Origin of the sequence: Methylophilus medardicus (assembly GCF_006363955.1) — a bacterium.
In the GTDB taxonomy this organism is placed as follows: domain Bacteria; phylum Pseudomonadota; class Gammaproteobacteria; order Burkholderiales; family Methylophilaceae; genus Methylophilus; species Methylophilus medardensis.
Window position 1 is genome coordinate 517,330 of record NZ_CP040948.1, and the last position, 15,591, is coordinate 532,920.

Here is a 15,591-nt window from a genome sequence, read left to right on the forward strand (position 1 = left end):
TTATCTCGTTAGTCCAGATTGGTGTTGCCGGTGGCAACAGACCAGCGCCTATTGAATATGTTGTATGGCAATGCCATGCAATCTCTATAAAGTTGAATACCTTGTCCTTAGAAACTCCCATTGTAAACATTACGTTTGCTGATTTAAATTTGTGCGCGCCTGTGTTGCGCGCAATTGCCGATGCCGGTTATACCTCACCCACGCCGATTCAGGCACAGGCGATTCCATACGTGCTACGCGGCGGCGATTTGTTGGCCGGCGCGCAAACCGGCACTGGTAAAACGGCTGGGTTTACTTTGCCTATTTTGCACCGTTTGTCTGAGAAACCGCTCGCACATGCGGTCAAAGGCAAGCCGCGGTGTTTGATTCTTTCGCCTACCCGTGAACTAGCGGCGCAAATTGGCGAGTCTGTCACCACTTATGGCAAATATCTGCCGCTGAAAAGTATGGTGGTGTTTGGTGGTGTGGGGATTAATCCGCAAATCAATCGTTTGAGTAAACCGCTGGATATTTTGGTTGCCACCCCCGGCCGCTTGCTCGATCTGGTGCAACAAAAAGCACTCGACTTGTCTGCCATTGAAATCCTGGTGCTCGATGAGGCTGACCGCATGCTCGACATGGGCTTTATTCATGACATCAAAAAAGTGTTGGCCATGTTGCCTAAAAAACGGCAAAACCTGTTGTTTTCCGCGACCTTTTCGGATGACATTAAACGATTGGCGGATAATTTACTCAACAGCCCGGACTTGGTCGAGGTGGCTCGCCGCAACACATCGAATGCCTTAATCGAACAAAGCGTGCACATGGTGCCACAAGCGCATAAACGCGAAATGGTCAGTTATTTGATTAAACACCATGATTGGCAACAAGTGCTGATTTTTACCCGGACCAAGCATGGCGCTAACCGATTGGCTGAAAAACTGGTCAAAGATGGCATCCCAGCGATGGCCATTCATGGCAACAAAAGCCAGAATGCACGTACCGCCGCACTTGCTCAGTTTAAAGCGGGCACGATTCCGGCGCTGGTTGCCACTGATATCGCAGCCAGGGGCTTGGATATTGATCAACTGCCGCAAGTGGTCAACTTTGAATTGCCGAATGTGCCCGAAGATTATGTGCATCGGATTGGCCGTACCGGTCGGGCCGGGGCGACCGGCGCTGCGATTTCGTTAGTGGATCGCGAAGAGCTGGGGATGCTTAAAGACATTGAAAAACTGATCAAGCGCGAAATCCCGCGAGTACAAGTGGAAGGCTTTGTGCCGCCGGCAAAAAACAGCGAAGAACCAGAGCGGCCTGCGCGCGTGCAACAGAACGGACGTCAGCGTCAGGCAACGCAACATAAGCCGGCACAAGCGCGGCCAGCCGCTAAGCAGGCGCAGCCGGCAAACGCACCACGTGGTCAACGACCAGCAGCAGGCAAGCCTGCCCAGCCTAAGTCGGGTCAAACCAACCAAGCCCCAGCGCAAACACGTCAGGGCGCGGCTAAATCACCACACGCTAACAAGCCACAAGGTGCCTTGTTTAGTGCGCGTCCGGGCGGCAATGCTTCGGGTAGACAGGGCCAGCAAGCCGCGCCAAAACGGGGCTAACATGCAAATTTGGGTGGATGCAGACGCGTGTCCGGTCGTGATCAAAGAGATCTTGTTTCGTGCGGCCGACCGCTCTGCGATTACCACCACCTTTGTCGCAAACCAGTGGTTGCGCTTACCGCCTTCGCCGCATTTACGGGCGATGCAGGTCGCTCAAGGCTTCGATGTTGCTGATGACGCAATTGTGGCGGCGTTGGTGGCAGGTGATTTGGTGATTACTGCCGATATTCCACTCGCGTCACAGGTCATCGACAAAGGCGGCCATGCACTCAACCCGCGTGGTGAGTTTTATTCGCCCGAAAATATCAAAGCATGTTTATCCGTGCGTGACTTCATGGCGTCGCTGCGTGAGAGCGGTGTAGAGACAGGTGGCCCCAGCGCCATGCAAGCCGCTGATCGCCATCGTTTTGCTGCGCAACTTGATCAATTTTTAGCGCAGCACAAAAGCTAGTGCATGCTGCACGCACTGTGCTGGCGTGACATCTCTGGGGTATGCATACAAACGGTTGGCAGCGATGCCAGCCGTTTTTGTTGATGCGTCGCCAAGGCCTCTGCGATTCATACACCTTGTGCGCGCCTTTGGATTGTAATGAATTGAAAACCCTTCTGATCTATCTGGTTATTTCTAAAGCCTTGTATTAGCATCATTCAAAAAGCGTTGCCACAAAACTAGTTATCACAATAAAAATAAGAGGTCATGCATTAATGAGTTTGCAATCTCGTATTGATGAGGCGTTGTTTCGTCAGCTGTTGTCGGGTGCACGCATCCCGCTGATTGGCAGTGCGTTTGGTGGTTTGTTGATCACGCTGTCTCAGCTTGGTTCTGCAAAAGGCCATTTGTTTGTTTTATGGTGTCTTGTGGTTTATTTGGTCATTGGTATACGTGTTTTTTTTCTTAGACGCTGCCAAAAACAATTGGCCAAAAAAGGGTTTCATCATGCGTTGGCGTATCGGTATTGTTTGACCTTGGCGCTTTCTGGGTTTGCTTGGGGCGCCTTAGGGTGGTTGGTGGTGGATGCGTCACCGTTGACCGTGATTATGGTCGTTACAGCGATTCAGGCGATGGTGATGGGCGGTGTGGTGACCATGGCCTCGTTTACCCCGGCGTTTTTTGCATTTAGTTTGCCAGCGATGTTGCCGATCGTGCTGGTGTTTTCTTTTAGTGAAAACTTAACCAGCTTCATTATGGCGGTCTTCAGTGTTATTTTTTATATTTTAATGATAGGGGTCATTTACCGTTTTAACCAGTCATTGCGACAAGCGACGCGCATTGGTTTTGAGAACGAAGATTTGATTGGCTCTCTAAAGGATGCTTATCATCAGATTTCTATACAGAATCAAGAGCTTAATCATTTGGCCCATCATGATACGCTGACTGGTTTGCCAAACCGAAAATTGTTATCGTTGCGTTTACAACAAGCCATTGAATTGGGGCAACTTAAAAAAACCACCACTGCGCTGTTATATCTTGACTTAGATGGCTTTAAAGCAGTGAATGATCAGTGGGGCCATGATGCCGGCGATTTGGCATTGGTTGAAGTCGCTGCGCGCTTAAGTCAGGTGATTCGCGGCGGTGACACCCTAGCAAGAGTTGGCGGGGACGAATTTGTGATTGTATTGTCTGATTTGCCAGAACAGGCGAATGCCGCGGTAGAGATTGTCGCGCAAAAGTGCCTGATGGCGTTTGAGCTGCCATTTCAGATTCGTGATGCGGTGTGTCCCTTGGGGACATCGATTGGTTTGACGCTTTGTCAATCAGGCGAAACGATAGCGCAAACATTGGCAGCGGCAGACAAGGCCATGTATCAAGCCAAATTACTCGGTTGCGGTCAAATTTGTTGGGCACCTTAAGTGTTGCAGGCGGCGCGGCTGTTTTAGTTGCGCGGGCGCTTGTTTGAAAAGTGCCCTGCCTTACCCGCGTCAATCATTCGTTTAGCCACTTAAACGATTGAATTTGCCGGGCATTTATACAGCTATTTGCGAATTTGATTTTATTCGCATCCCTTAAAGTAGTAGACGGGGGCTTTAAGCGATTAATCCATGTCTGCACAACCAAACACATCTGCAGGGCGGGCCAAACTGATCAGGCGTTTGTGGCTGATGGCTTTGTTTGTCCTATGCATTTGTCTCATTCTGATCCCATCTGGCTTGCTAAGCGCGGCCGATCCGTGGGTGCTAGTGGTCTTTATTTTAAGCATGGTGATGGGGGCAATTTCTGGTTGGCTCGTCTGGCACCAGCAAACGCGCTCGGCCCAGCAGCAGCATCTACAACTGGAGCAGCTTTATTTGGCTTTGAGCGAGTGTAATCAGGCCATTGTACAGAGCCCGGATAAGCAAACGTTATATGCACAAATCTGCGAAATGATTGTCAATTTTGGCCATGCCAACATGGCCTGGATTGGCGAGATCGAGCTAGACAGCAAACAGCTGATGGTGACCAGCGCGTTTGGCTCAGGCACCCATTATTTAGATGAAATTCAGATTTCGGCCGACCCCGACACACCCAATGGCAGAGGCCCATGCGGCTTAAGTATGTCCTCCGATCAGCCCTATTGGTTGCCTGACTTTCAAACCAACCCGTTGAGCGCGCGTTGGCATGACAAAGCTAAGCAATATTCCTGGAAAGCTGCGGCTTTTTTACCCTTGCATACGGAGGGCAAGGTGATCGGTTGCTTATCGATGTATGCCGCTGATGGCAAGGCGTTTGATCCTGAGATTCAACACCTGATTGAAGGCATGGTTGCCAACATTGATTTTGCCCTCGATCGCTTTGAGGTGCAGGCACAACGACAGTTGTTTCAATCGCACTTGCAGGTAAGTGAACAGCGTGCGCAACTGGTGCTCGAACATGCGTTGGATGCCATTATCAATATTGATATGCAAGGCTTGATTGTGGAGTGGAATCAAGCGGCAGCCCAGATGTTTGGTTACGCGCGTGCGGAAGTGCTTGGGCAACCGTTGGGGGAGGTGATTGTCCCGCCAGCCTATCGCGATGCGCACCATCAAGGCATGCAGCGCTTGCAGCAGACCGGGCAATCGAAGTTACTGGGTCGGCTGATCGAAATGTCTGCCTTGCGTCGAGATGGCAGCGAGTTCCCGATCGAACTGACGATTGTTGAAATTGCGCGTGATGATGAACATTGCTACAGCGCCTTTATTCGCGATATTACGCACCGCCGTGAAGCGGAAGAACGTATTCGCTTTTTGGCCAATTATGATGCACTGACCGGCCTACCTAATCGAAATTTGCTCAATGAGCGGGTGATCGTCGAGATTGAAAAAGCCTGGGCGCGCGATGGGCAATTTGCATTGATGTTTTTAGATCTCGATCATTTCAAAGACGTCAATGACAGCCTCGGTCATCGTTATGGGGATAATTTACTCATCGCTTTGACCAAACGTTTTCAACGCTTGGTGCGGTCCGAGGATACGGTGTGTAGGTTGGGTGGCGATGAGTTTGTCTTTTTGCTGGCTGAAGCAGACCATGCAGTGGCTAAAGAGTTGGTCGAGCGGCTGTTAAAAGCGGTTGAGCAACCTTTTGTGATCGATCAATATGAGCTGAATGTGACCGCGTCGGTCGGTGTGGCCATTTATCCGGATGACGGCTTAGACATGGAGAGCCTGCAACGCAATGCGGATGTGGCCATGTATCGGACCAAAAAAGAGAGCCGTAACAGCTATCGGTTTTTCAGTACACACATGCAGGTGCAAACTGCACGCAATTTGCAACTAGTCAATGCTTTACGTCATGCCATCGCACTCGATCAATTAGCTGTTTATTATCAACCGCAAGTGGCACTCGACTCAGGTCAATTAATCGGTGTGGAGGCCTTGCTACGCTGGCAGCACCCGCAATTGGGCTTTATCTCACCGGCAGAATTTATCCCGCTCGCCGAGTCCAGCGGCTTGATTATTTCCATCGGTAACTGGGTCTTAGAGCAAGCTTGCCAACAGATTCAAGCCTGGAAAGTAGCGGGCATTCAAGGCCTCTCTGTCTCGGTTAATTTGTCCAGTATCCAGTTTCGCGATCCTAAATTGCCTGCGCTGGTGAAAGGCTTTTTGGAACGTTATCAAGTGACGCCAGAATGTCTAGAGTTAGAACTCACAGAAGGGGTTGCCTTAGAGAATCCCGAGGGTGCGGTTGCCATGATGGACGCACTTTATGCGCTGGGTGTGCGGCTATCGATCGATGATTTTGGTACGGGCTATTCCTCCTTAAATTATCTGAAAAAATTCAAAGTTTATAAGCTTAAGATCGACCAGACCTTTGTCAGAGAGGTCACTAGCAATGATGAAGACCAGGCGATTGTCATTGCCATCATTCAACTTGCCCGCAGCTTGGGCATGAAGACCATTGCCGAAGGGGTTGAGACGCCTGTACAAAAAGCCTTCTTATTGGCGCAAGGGTGCGACGAGATGCAAGGCTACTTGCTCAGTAAACCCATGCACAGTGATGCTGCCACCGCATTCTTGCTCACTTACAATCCCTAATCCCATCTTGCTCGTCTGATTTGTATGCCTGCCGCACGCCTACGCTATTGCGTCAGCGCAGGCAGCCACGGTGTTTACGCGACACACAACGATAGCGCTGCCGAAAACCGATGATCGCTTGACATTGTAAATGATAATTATTATCATTTATCAACGAGTGTGCTAAGGAGATCCACAATGAAACGTCAAACGGTCATGGCGAAAACGATGTTGGCAGGAAAAACTGCTTGTCAGGTGCTTTACCACCCCTCATCAGACACTGTTGCGTTGGAGGTCGGGGGCACGACACTGACGTTTGAGGCCGATCATTTCATCATGATGCATGAAATGCTACGCAAGGCGGCGGCCCGCATCGTGATGCAAACCAACACTGCGTTCAGTGTTTAATCAGGGGAGATCACCATGAACACATTGCCTCTCCATGCCATCGGGGTGGACCCCAATTTGCCGGACGCTGAATCTGTGATGGCGTCCTTATTGTATGTCGCGACCTTATACATTAAAAAACCCAGCCATGACTTGGCAAGGCAAGCATTGCAGTTGGCCGAAACGCTTATGTTGCCTGAATATGCGGAATCAGACCTCATCTGCAGGGTTTCGCGCAGGCTGTGCGTGCAATGGACATTGTTGGTCAACGAACATGCGCAGCTTACCCCCGTCGCCGACAATATAAAAACCACTAAATGATAGGAGATCAGTATGAGTGAAGCGTCTGTGTGTAAAAAAATCCTGTTATCTGGCCAGGCCGGATTTCGCGTACATTATTGCGAATCGCATCGCACGATTGAGCTTGAACTCGGGGCCATGAGTCTACGGTTAGATGAGGATGCGTTAATGTTAATGCGTGACGCTTTGGATAGCTCCGTCACTAAATTAGAGGCATTGCATGCGACCAGAGGCTCGTTTCGGGCGTTTATGCGTCAATTAAATATGCCGGATTAAGTGCTCGTTTTATCGCAGACGATGCGCCAAACAAAAAAGGCTGTGATCTCTCGATCACAGCCTTTTTAAATGTCTAGTGGCTTAATCTGGGATTTTAGCCGTCACATTTTTGGTTAAAGTCCCTAATGTTTGGTTGAGTGAGTCAAAGGCAGTATTAGTGAGGCCTGTGTCACAAGCGACCCGTTTTTGGACTTCTGACAGTTTGTCTCGTAATGCCAAGCCTTCTTCGGTTAAGCTCACAATCACCACGCGTTCATCATCTTTTTGCCGCGTACGTTTGGTCAGCTTTTTCACTTCGAGACGTTTCACCACGGGTGTGATCGTCGCGGGTTCGAGCATCAGTTTTTCGGCAATTTGTTTAATGGATAATTGTTTGTATTGCCACAATGCAACCAACACCAGATACTGCGGATACGTGAGATTGAACTTGTCCAGATCCGGTTTGTAAGAGCGCAACAGGGCATGGGTCGCCGAGTAAAGCGAAAAACACAATTGGTTTTCTAAGTATAGGTTAGTCATGATTTTAGAATTATATTGTCATTAATATGTATCCCAGGCATTACAGCATCAAATGGGTTGGGTGTCTATAGGTGATTTGTAGGAGAAACGCTGGTTTTGTATAAGTTATGATACATACCATGCAATTTCAGCACTTTTAGGCACTGTTTCTTGCACACGCTTTGATGGAGCGCTAAAAAATTGGCAATGTAATGTTTGCTTCGATAACCGTTTAGAAGATCTAAATGCGCTAGAATCATGCACATTCCGAGCCACATTGTTGTGTATTAGAAAGTCTGTTTGAAGCATGTTGCCTTCCGTTACTTTTCTCGATTTAGAAACCACTGGCGCGACCCCGTTGCGTGACCGTATCACCGAAATTGCACTGGTGCGTTTTGATCATGGTATAGAGACTGTACGCTGGCAGACATTGGTCAACCCACAACAGCCGATTCCGCCTTTTATTCAATCATTAACAGGTATTAGTGATGCCATGGTGGCAGATGCGCCGCTATTTTCAGAGGTGGCTGACAAATTGCTGGCGTTGCTAGAAGGCTCGGTATTGGCTGCACACAATGTCCGCTTTGACCATGGCTTTTTAAAGTCTGAGTTTAAGCGGCTGGGCATCACCTTGCGGCAAAAGGTCTTGTGCACCGTCAAATTATCACGTCTGTTATACCCACAGTTTTACAGCCATGGGATTGATGCAATTGTCAGTCGGCATCAGATCACTGGCTTAGCGCGTCATCGCGCCATGGGCGATGTCGAGGCGATTTTAGTGATGCTCAATGATGCCAAGCGGGACCTTGGTGAAGCGGCAGTGCAGGCGGCAGCAATGAAGCTCATGGCCGCACCTACGTTGCCGCCGCATATTGATGCGAGCATGGTCGGCGAGTTGCCAGAAGCCCCCGGCGTTTATCTTTTTTATGGTGAGAACGATTTGCCTCTGTATGTTGGCAAAAGTGTCAATATTCGGGCCCGCGTGCTGTCACACTTTAGCAGTGACCATGCCTCCACCAAAGAAATGCGCATGACGCAGGAGATGAAGCGGTTTGAGTGGATTCCGACCGCCGGTGAGTTTAGTGCTTTGCTGTTAGAGTCTCGCTTAGTCAAGGAGCGGCAACCGATTTACAACCGTCAATTACGACGCGAGCGCTCGCTGTGCAGTTGGCAGATCGACCCGCTGGCCCAGCCGCAAGTAAAGTTGGTGCATGAGGACGAGATTGATCCTAGCCAAATGACCCAGTTATTTGGCACTTTTAGAAGCAAGCGGCAAGCGATAGAAGCGTTGCGCAAAATTGCAGACCTGAGTCATTTATGTGTGAAAAAACTGGGTCTCGAAGCTGGTGGCCGCGGGCCGTGTTTTGCTTACCAGCTCAAGCGCTGCAAAGGCGTTTGTTGCGGGCAGGAGCCGCCAGAGATCCATGCCTTGCGCGTGCAACAAGCGCTGATGGCACATAAGCTGAAATCTTGGCCATATCGCGGCAAGATCGGCATTGAGGAGTACAGCCTAGAAAATGACGTGCGCCAAATGCATGTGTTTGAACACTGGGTGTATTTAGGCGTCGCCGAAGACGATGACCGTTTGCAAGACCTACGGACGCAAAAAACGGCGCTCAAGTTTGATTTGGATAGTTATAAGTTGCTGTTAAAAATGTTGGCGCATAAAAAGACCCGCGTGCACGATCTGGCCGATTGAGCCCCTGTGCAAGCTGCGGGTCGCGCGCGCAGGCGTTTCGTTCAAACTGCATCAAGGCCGGTAAAAAGTGCTGTTGGTAATGACCGTTTCGCCGCTTGGCAACGCTGTGACTTCAATCTTAATCGGCTGACTGCCGCGTTGATAACTCGCTGGGGCAGATAGGCTCAGTGGTGACAATATTTCGTCGTTCGGCCCCGCAGTCAGTGTTTGCTCACTTTCTACATTCAGCATGGCGATGCCAGTGGCACGGACTCGGTAGCGCTGCACCTGTTCGGTGGCGTTGCTGAGATGCAATTGGTATAAATTTTCTATGCCCTGTGGGGATTCACGGTACATGATATTGCGGTCACGCATCACATCCACCTTGAAATCGGCTTTATGCATCAAGCCAAATACCAAGCCGCCAGTCATCAACGCCAGCAAGCTGCTGTAAATAATCACTCGTGGCCTGAATAGATGCTGACGCAGTGGTTGCTTACCGCCGTCGCCTGCTGCAGAAAAACGGATCAGGTCACGTGGATATTGCATCTTGTCCATGACCTCGTTGCAGGCATCAATACATAGGCCGCAGCTGATACACTCATATTGCAAACCGTTGCGAATATCAATGCCAACTGGACACACCTGCACACAGATATTGCAATCGATACAGGCACCCAGACCCAATGCATCCGGCGCTTGGCCTTTGCTACGACCGCCGCGTGGTTCCCCCCGTTTGCTGTCATAAGCCACAATCAAGGTGTGATCATCAAACATCGCACTTTGAAAGCGGGCATAAGGACACATATGTTTGCACACTTGCTCGCGCATGAAGCCGGCATTGCCGTAGGTTGCTAAACCATAAAAACCTAACCAGAAGCAAGACCAGCCCCCCAATTGCCATTGTTGCAAATCGCCGAGTAGTTCGCGTATCGGCGTGAAATAACCGACAAAGGTAAAGCCAGTGATTAAGGAAAAAGCCAGCCAAGCAGCGTGCTTACTCACTTTAAGACTCGTCTTACGCAGCCGCCAAGGTTGCGCATCCAGTTTTTGCCTGGCCAAGCGATCCCCTTCAATCTTGCGCTCTATCCATAAAAAGAGCTCGGTGTAGACGGATTGCGGGCAAGAAAAACCGCACCAAAGACGTCCAGCGACTGCGGTGAATAAGAAAAGACCCGTGGCACAAATAATCAGCAATAGGGCTAAGTAAAACAAATCTTGCGGCAAGATCACCAACCCAAACAGATAAAAGCGGTGCGCATCAATATCAAGTAAAAACGCCTGACGCCCGCCATATTGCAGCCAAGGCATGCCGTAAAACACCAATTGAGTGGCCCAGATCATGAACCAGCGCCAATGGTGAAAATAGCCGCTCACCGCACGCGGATAGACTTTTTGGGTGGATTGATACAGTGACATCGTCTGTTCGCTCACTGGAGCGGCGACAATAGGAATGACAGATTTGCGGCGAGTGGAGGTCATAAAAATTCTAATCTATTAACACACTGCACAGTGTAGAGCGTGGATGCTGAATAAAACAGATTCAGTTTTCTAATAAAAAACCATATCAGATGCGCGATACTTGCATCCATTGACCAAGTTGTTCGATGGCCCGCACATGCGCTTCATTCATGGCATGGCCATAATTGAGCCGAATGTAACTGGCATATTGCTGTTGCGATGAAAATAGGTGACCAGGCGCTAAACTGATTCGCTGTGCGATGGCTTGTTGAAATAACGGCAGGCTATCTAGTGCCTCGGGGAGTTGTAACCATAAAAAATAGCCGCCTTGCGGTAAAGTAAAGCGGACCGCTGCAGGCAGGTATTGGTGGATGGCCTGCGAAAATTGTAATTGTTGCAACATGAGTTGGTGCCGTAACTGGCGAAGGTGCTTGTCATATGCGCCCTTGGCTAGGTAATTGGCCAATGCCAATTGTGCGGGAATAGACGTTGCTAGGGTGGTTGAAATTTTTAACCGAGTGATTTTTTCGGTAAAGCGACCGGCGGAGACCCAGCCAACGCGGTAGCCGGGCGCCAGCGTTTTAGAAAATGAGCTGCAGTGCATCACCCAGCCTTCTTGATCCCAAGTCTTGGCGGGTAATGGACGCTGTTGGCCGAAATATAACTCACGATAGACGTCATCCTCGATTAGCGGTAATTGATAGCGAGTAATCAAAGCGACCAATGCTTGTTTTTGTGCGCTAGACATCAGGCTGCCGGTCGGATTTTGAAAGTTAGTCATGACCCAACAAGCCTTGGGTTGGTGTTGCTGGATTGCGCGCTCGAGCGCAACCAGATCGATGCCCTGTGCCGGATGGCTCGGGACTTCAATCGCCCGCAAGCCCATGCGTTCAATGGCTTGCAAAGCCGCGTAAAAGCTTGGCGATTCAATAATGACGCTGTCACCTGGCTGGGTGACTGCGGCTAGGCTCAGGTTGAGTGCTTCTAGCGCACCATTTGTCACCACAATGTCGTTGATGTCTGTGGCTTTGCCATCGAGTTGATAGCGTAAAGCAATTTGGCGCCGCAAACCGATATCGCCCTGACCAATATCCTGCACCGTCTCATGGGGCTGCATGCGGCGCACCGCGCTTGCCATATGGTCGGCCAATTTTTTTAGCGGGAACAAAAGCGGACTGGGAAACGCAGAGCCGAACGGAATGTGTTGGGGGTCTTTGATGCGCTCAAGTAGATTAAAGACAAGGTCGCTCACTTGCAGCGTGGTGGGGGTGCCACTATCAATGCCGCTGTGTGGCAATAACCGCTCATGATGCAATGGACCCGCAACATAATATCCAGAGCGCGGTCTGGCCACAATTAGGCCACGTGCCTCGAGCAGATAATACGCTTGAAATACCGTGGAGGCATTGACCAGCTTGCTGCGCTGAATCTCGCGGATAGACGGTAATTTATCGCCGCGTTTAAGCAGGCCTTGTTGAATGGCGCTGGCAATGTCCTCAGCGATGATTTCGTATTTTTTCAAAATGTGTCCTGTGACTAAGTCGCCTGGCATCTGATATGGTTTATTTAAACCTAACCGACGCTGTTCTACAATGCAAATCTGTGTTGAATGTTGTGCGCTATACCCTGCGAAAGAAAGAGTGGTCTGCGAATGCGTGCTCGCGTGAAATTCATATTGAATGCTGAGTGTGAAAGCTTGTATCCGCCCTTGGCGACTTGCTGTAAGATGCAGTGTGATGAAACAAGTGCGCTGCGAATTCAGCAGCCGGTATCAACCTGACACGGATGCACAAATATATTTGCATTATGGAATAAATTGCGTATAATTGCGGGTTCTTTAAAAGGCGATGTTTAAGGCAATATTATGTACGCAGTGATTAAAACAGGTGGCAAACAGTACAAAGTAGCCGCTGGTGACAAGGTAAAGGTTGAGAAATTGACTGGCGACGTGGGCTCAACAGTGGTGATCGACAAAGTGTTGTTGATTGCTGATGGTGAAACAACCACCGTTGGAGCACCTTTGGTAGCTGGTGCGAAAGTGAACGCCACTGTGGTATCACACGGTCGCGGTGACAAAGTGATGATTTTTAAAATGCGTCGTCGTAAACACTATCGCAAGACTCAAGGTCATCGTCAGAGCTACACAGAAATCAAAATCGACACTATTTCAGCAAAATAAGCACGTTCTGCTTGCATCAAGCAGATTGCTAGAATAAGGAATCAATCATGGCACACAAAAAAGCAGGCGGTAGTTCACGTAACGGCCGCGACTCACAAGCCAAACGCCTCGGCGTGAAAGCTTTCGGTGAAACAGTAGTTAACGCTGGTAGCATTATCGTGCGTCAACGTGGTACAAAAATGCACGCCGGCGAAAACGTTGGCATGGGTAAAGACCACACACTGTTCGCACTGGTTGAAGGCAAAGTTAAATTTGCAATCAAAGGCGCATTGAAGCGTCATACCGTGAGCATCGAAGCGGTTTAACTGCAATATTGTGTAAAAAGCCCTGTCGCTTGACGGGGCTTTTTACTTTATAGTTCTCAAGTGTTCGCCTTGTCCGGTTGTGTGCGCGGGTTGTGCATACATCTGTCACTGTTTTAACAGGCAGTGCAAGGCGTCGAGCGGTCACAATCGGCATGTTGGTAGGGGCGATGGATGCCGTGTAACGCAATCATGCGCTTAAAAGGCAAATCGAATCATGAAGTTTATTGACGAAGCTACAATCAAAGTCTACGCCGGGGATGGGGGGAATGGTGTTGCCACCTTCCGTCGCGAGAAATATGAGCCAATGGGCGGCCCGAATGGCGGTGATGGTGGTCGCGGTGGTTCTATTTTTGTCATTGCCGACCGCAATATCAATACGCTGGTAGATTACCGCTACACACGTACCTTCAAAGCCGAGCGCGGCGAAAACGGCAGTGGTTCTGATTGTTATGGAAAAGGCGGCGATGACATGATTCTGCGCGTGCCAGTCGGTACCACCATCAGCGACAAAGCCACTGGGCAGATGATGGTCGACTTAAGCGTGGATGGTCAAAAAGTAATGATGGCCAAAGGCGGCAATGGCGGCCTCGGCAACATTCACTTTAAAACCAGCACCAATCGCTCCCCCCGCCAATGCACAAAAGGGGATCCAGGCGAAGCATTTGAGCTGTATCTTGAGTTGAAAGTGTTGGCTGACGTTGGTTTGCTGGGCATGCCGAATGCCGGTAAATCGACCTTTATCCGCTCCGTTTCTGCGGCCAAGCCAAAAGTGGCTGACTATCCTTTTACCACTTTGCATCCCAATTTAGGGGTGGTGCGTGTCGATGCCAATCGCAGTTTCGTGATTGCCGATGTCCCGGGTCTGATTGAAGGTGCTGCCGAAGGTGCGGGTCTCGGACACCAATTTTTGCGCCATTTGCAACGGACTTCTTTGCTACTGCATTTGGTCGATCTGGCACCATTTGATGATGCAGTCGATCCGGTACAAGAAGCGAAAGCGATTGTGAATGAGCTGAAAAAATACGATCAGGAACTCTACGACAAGCCACGTTGGCTAGTATTGAATAAAATCGACATGTTAGAAGACAGTGCCGAAAAAGTGGCTGACTTTGTCAAAGCGTATGGCTGGGATGGCCCGGTATTTCCGATTTCAGCCATCAGCGGCGTGGGTTGCCAACCGCTGACCTATGCCATCATGGACCATATTGAACAAACGCGTGCGCAACGCGAACTCGAAGCCGCGCAACCGCAGCCAGCGATAGAATAAGTGTTATGGGCGTCTCCCTTATCCAAAATAGCAAAACCCTGATTGTGAAGGTCGGTTCCAGCTTGGTCACCAATAATGGCCAAGGCTTGGATAAAACGGCAATTGCGGCTTGGGCGCAACAAATAAGTGCGCTCGTCAAGCAGGGTAAGCAGGTGGTGTTGGTATCGAGCGGTGCGGTTGCGGAGGGGATGCAGCGCCTCGGTTGGAAAAAGCGTCCAGTAGAAGTCAATGCGCTGCAAGCGGCCGCGGCGGTGGGCCAAATGGGATTGGTGCAGATGTATGAGCAATGCTTTGCGCAACATGGCCTGCACACCGCGCAATTGCTACTCACTCACGATGATCTCGCTGACCGTAAACGCTATCTAAACGCCCGTACCACATTACGCACACTGCTCGATTTAAACGTCATTCCCATCATCAATGAAAATGACACGGTGGTGACCGACGAAATCCGTTTTGGCGACAACGATACCTTGGGTGCATTGGTGGCAAACCTGATTGAAGCGGATGCCCTGATCATCTTAACCGACCAGCAAGGCCTTTATTCGGCAGACCCGCGCAAAGATCCGCATGCCCGTTTTATTCATTTTGAAACCGCGGGTAATCCCGAATTGGAAAATATGGCGGGCGGTGCGGGCAGTGCCGTTGGTACTGGCGGCATGCTCACCAAAATTCTGGCCGCTAAGCGTGCAGCGAATAGCGGCGCGCACACTGTGATCGCCTCTGGTCGTGAGCCTGAGGTGCTGCTGCGATTAAGTCTGGGCGAGGCCATTGGCACCCACTTGCAAGCGGTAAAAATGAAAACACTGGCCAAAAAACAATGGTTGGCCGATCATCTACGGGTCGGCGGTAAATTGGTCCTCGATGATGGCGCAGTCAATGTATTGGTCAAGGACGGTAAAAGCTTGTTGCCAATAGGCGTGGTGGAGGTCGTTGGCCATTTTGAGCGCGGTGATGTGGTGGCGTGTGTGGATGCTGCCGGTAAAGAATGGGCGCGTGGTATTGTCAATTATAATGCCAACGAAGTTGGTCGTATCAAGCGAAAAGCCAGCCATGAAATCGAGCATGTCTTGGGCTATGTTGAAGAAAAAGAATTGATACATCGGGATAATCTGGTCTTGATTTAATGCTGACCAGACACCCAACTAGATGAATAAATTGTATTGAGTAAATAAGGCAGC

At 50.0% G+C, this 15,591-nt stretch carries 15 protein-coding genes; 12 read left to right on the forward strand and 3 right to left on the reverse strand.

Going from position 1 to position 15,591, the window contains the following annotated elements; genetic code table 11:
* Positions 1-101: 101 nt before the first annotated feature.
* The 7 genes from FIT99_RS02540 to FIT99_RS02570 all read left to right on the forward strand — a co-directional run bounded on the left by FIT99_RS02540 (position 102) and on the right by FIT99_RS02570 (position 7,022).
* Positions 102-1,589: a DEAD/DEAH box helicase gene (locus FIT99_RS02540; RefSeq protein ID WP_140002633.1), complete on the forward strand. Its 1,488-nt coding sequence runs from the start codon at positions 102-104 to the stop codon at positions 1,587-1,589.
* Position 1,590: 1 nt separating this feature from the next.
* Positions 1,591-2,040 (forward strand): YaiI/YqxD family protein, encoded by a 450-nt coding sequence (locus FIT99_RS02545; protein ID WP_140002636.1) that lies wholly within the window; start codon positions 1,591-1,593, stop codon positions 2,038-2,040.
* 254 nt (positions 2,041-2,294) lie between these two features.
* Entirely contained in the window at positions 2,295-3,440 is a 1,146-nt protein-coding gene (locus FIT99_RS12570) for a GGDEF domain-containing protein (RefSeq protein WP_140002638.1), read from the forward strand.
* A gap of 189 nt (positions 3,441-3,629) precedes the next feature.
* Positions 3,630-6,080 (forward strand): putative bifunctional diguanylate cyclase/phosphodiesterase, encoded by a 2,451-nt coding sequence (locus tag FIT99_RS02555; protein WP_140002641.1) that lies wholly within the window; start codon positions 3,630-3,632, stop codon positions 6,078-6,080.
* A 177-nt stretch (positions 6,081-6,257) separates the two neighbouring features.
* The gene (locus FIT99_RS02560) at positions 6,258-6,467 is read left to right on the forward strand and encodes a hypothetical protein (RefSeq protein ID WP_140002644.1); all 210 of its coding nucleotides are present in this window, start codon (positions 6,258-6,260) and stop codon (positions 6,465-6,467) included.
* Positions 6,468-6,482: 15 nt separating this feature from the next.
* A complete protein-coding gene (locus tag FIT99_RS02565) occupies positions 6,483-6,767 on the forward strand; it encodes a hypothetical protein (RefSeq protein WP_140002647.1) in 285 nt (94 codons plus the stop codon).
* A 12-nt stretch (positions 6,768-6,779) separates the two neighbouring features.
* Positions 6,780-7,022 (forward strand): hypothetical protein, encoded by a 243-nt coding sequence (locus tag FIT99_RS02570; protein ID WP_140002650.1) that lies wholly within the window; start codon positions 6,780-6,782, stop codon positions 7,020-7,022.
* A gap of 81 nt (positions 7,023-7,103) precedes the next feature.
* Here the strand turns inward: FIT99_RS02570 and FIT99_RS02575 are convergent, their stop codons facing one another.
* Positions 7,104-7,541 (reverse strand): MarR family winged helix-turn-helix transcriptional regulator, encoded by a 438-nt coding sequence (locus FIT99_RS02575; protein ID WP_140002651.1) that lies wholly within the window; start codon positions 7,539-7,541, stop codon positions 7,104-7,106.
* 286 nt (positions 7,542-7,827) lie between these two features.
* Between FIT99_RS02575 and FIT99_RS02580 the strand changes: the two genes are divergently transcribed.
* Positions 7,828-9,219: an exonuclease domain-containing protein gene (locus tag FIT99_RS02580; protein ID WP_140002654.1), complete on the forward strand. Its 1,392-nt coding sequence runs from the start codon at positions 7,828-7,830 to the stop codon at positions 9,217-9,219.
* Positions 9,220-9,270: 51 nt separating this feature from the next.
* Here FIT99_RS02580 and ccoG read toward each other — a convergent pair whose 3' ends face one another.
* Together ccoG and FIT99_RS02590 are read right to left on the reverse strand one after the other, a co-directional pair.
* Positions 9,271-10,680, reverse strand: coding sequence for a cytochrome c oxidase accessory protein CcoG (gene ccoG, locus FIT99_RS02585; RefSeq protein ID WP_140002657.1), 1,410 nt, complete (start codon positions 10,678-10,680; stop codon positions 9,271-9,273).
* Positions 10,681-10,765: 85 nt separating this feature from the next.
* Entirely contained in the window at positions 10,766-12,181 is a 1,416-nt protein-coding gene (locus FIT99_RS02590) for an aminotransferase-like domain-containing protein (protein WP_140002660.1), read from the reverse strand.
* Positions 12,182-12,523: 342 nt separating this feature from the next.
* On the opposite strand from FIT99_RS02590, the gene rplU reads away from it, so the two are divergent.
* The 4 genes from rplU (at position 12,524) to proB (ending at position 15,537) form a co-directional block, all read left to right on the forward strand.
* Positions 12,524-12,838: a 50S ribosomal protein L21 gene (rplU, locus tag FIT99_RS02595; RefSeq protein WP_140002663.1), complete on the forward strand. Its 315-nt coding sequence runs from the start codon at positions 12,524-12,526 to the stop codon at positions 12,836-12,838.
* 47 nt (positions 12,839-12,885) lie between these two features.
* Entirely contained in the window at positions 12,886-13,143 is a 258-nt protein-coding gene (gene rpmA, locus FIT99_RS02600) for a 50S ribosomal protein L27 (RefSeq protein ID WP_029148175.1), read from the forward strand.
* Positions 13,144-13,357: 214 nt separating this feature from the next.
* The gene (cgtA, locus tag FIT99_RS02605) at positions 13,358-14,410 is read left to right on the forward strand and encodes an Obg family GTPase CgtA (protein WP_140002666.1); all 1,053 of its coding nucleotides are present in this window, start codon (positions 13,358-13,360) and stop codon (positions 14,408-14,410) included.
* A 5-nt stretch (positions 14,411-14,415) separates the two neighbouring features.
* On the forward strand, positions 14,416-15,537 hold the full coding sequence (gene proB, locus FIT99_RS02610) for a glutamate 5-kinase (RefSeq protein ID WP_140002669.1): 1,122 nt from the start codon (positions 14,416-14,418) through the stop codon (positions 15,535-15,537).
* The last annotated feature ends 54 nt before the right edge of the window (positions 15,538-15,591 follow it).

Bases quoted from the DNA above. Each gene is read 5' to 3' on its own strand.
- FIT99_RS02545 (WP_140002636.1), top strand. From the start codon at position 1,591: ATGCAAATTTGGGTGGATGCAGACGCGTGTCCGGTCGTGATCAAAGAG.
- FIT99_RS12570 (WP_140002638.1), top strand. From the start codon at position 2,295: ATGAGTTTGCAATCTCGTATTGATGAGGCGTTGTTTCGTCAGCTGTTG.
- FIT99_RS02555 (WP_140002641.1), top strand. From the start codon at position 3,630: ATGTCTGCACAACCAAACACATCTGCAGGGCGGGCCAAACTGATCAGG.
- FIT99_RS02560 (WP_140002644.1), top strand. From the start codon at position 6,258: ATGAAACGTCAAACGGTCATGGCGAAAACGATGTTGGCAGGAAAAACT.
- FIT99_RS02565 (WP_140002647.1), top strand. From the start codon at position 6,483: ATGAACACATTGCCTCTCCATGCCATCGGGGTGGACCCCAATTTGCCG.
- FIT99_RS02570 (WP_140002650.1), top strand. From the start codon at position 6,780: ATGAGTGAAGCGTCTGTGTGTAAAAAAATCCTGTTATCTGGCCAGGCC.
- FIT99_RS02575 (WP_140002651.1), bottom strand. From the start codon at position 7,541: ATGACTAACCTATACTTAGAAAACCAATTGTGTTTTTCGCTTTACTCG.
- FIT99_RS02580 (WP_140002654.1), top strand. From the start codon at position 7,828: ATGTTGCCTTCCGTTACTTTTCTCGATTTAGAAACCACTGGCGCGACC.
- ccoG (WP_140002657.1), bottom strand. From the start codon at position 10,680: ATGACCTCCACTCGCCGCAAATCTGTCATTCCTATTGTCGCCGCTCCA.
- rplU (WP_140002663.1), top strand. From the start codon at position 12,524: ATGTACGCAGTGATTAAAACAGGTGGCAAACAGTACAAAGTAGCCGCT.
- rpmA (WP_029148175.1), top strand. From the start codon at position 12,886: ATGGCACACAAAAAAGCAGGCGGTAGTTCACGTAACGGCCGCGACTCA.
- cgtA (WP_140002666.1), top strand. From the start codon at position 13,358: ATGAAGTTTATTGACGAAGCTACAATCAAAGTCTACGCCGGGGATGGG.
- proB (WP_140002669.1), top strand. From the start codon at position 14,416: ATGGGCGTCTCCCTTATCCAAAATAGCAAAACCCTGATTGTGAAGGTC.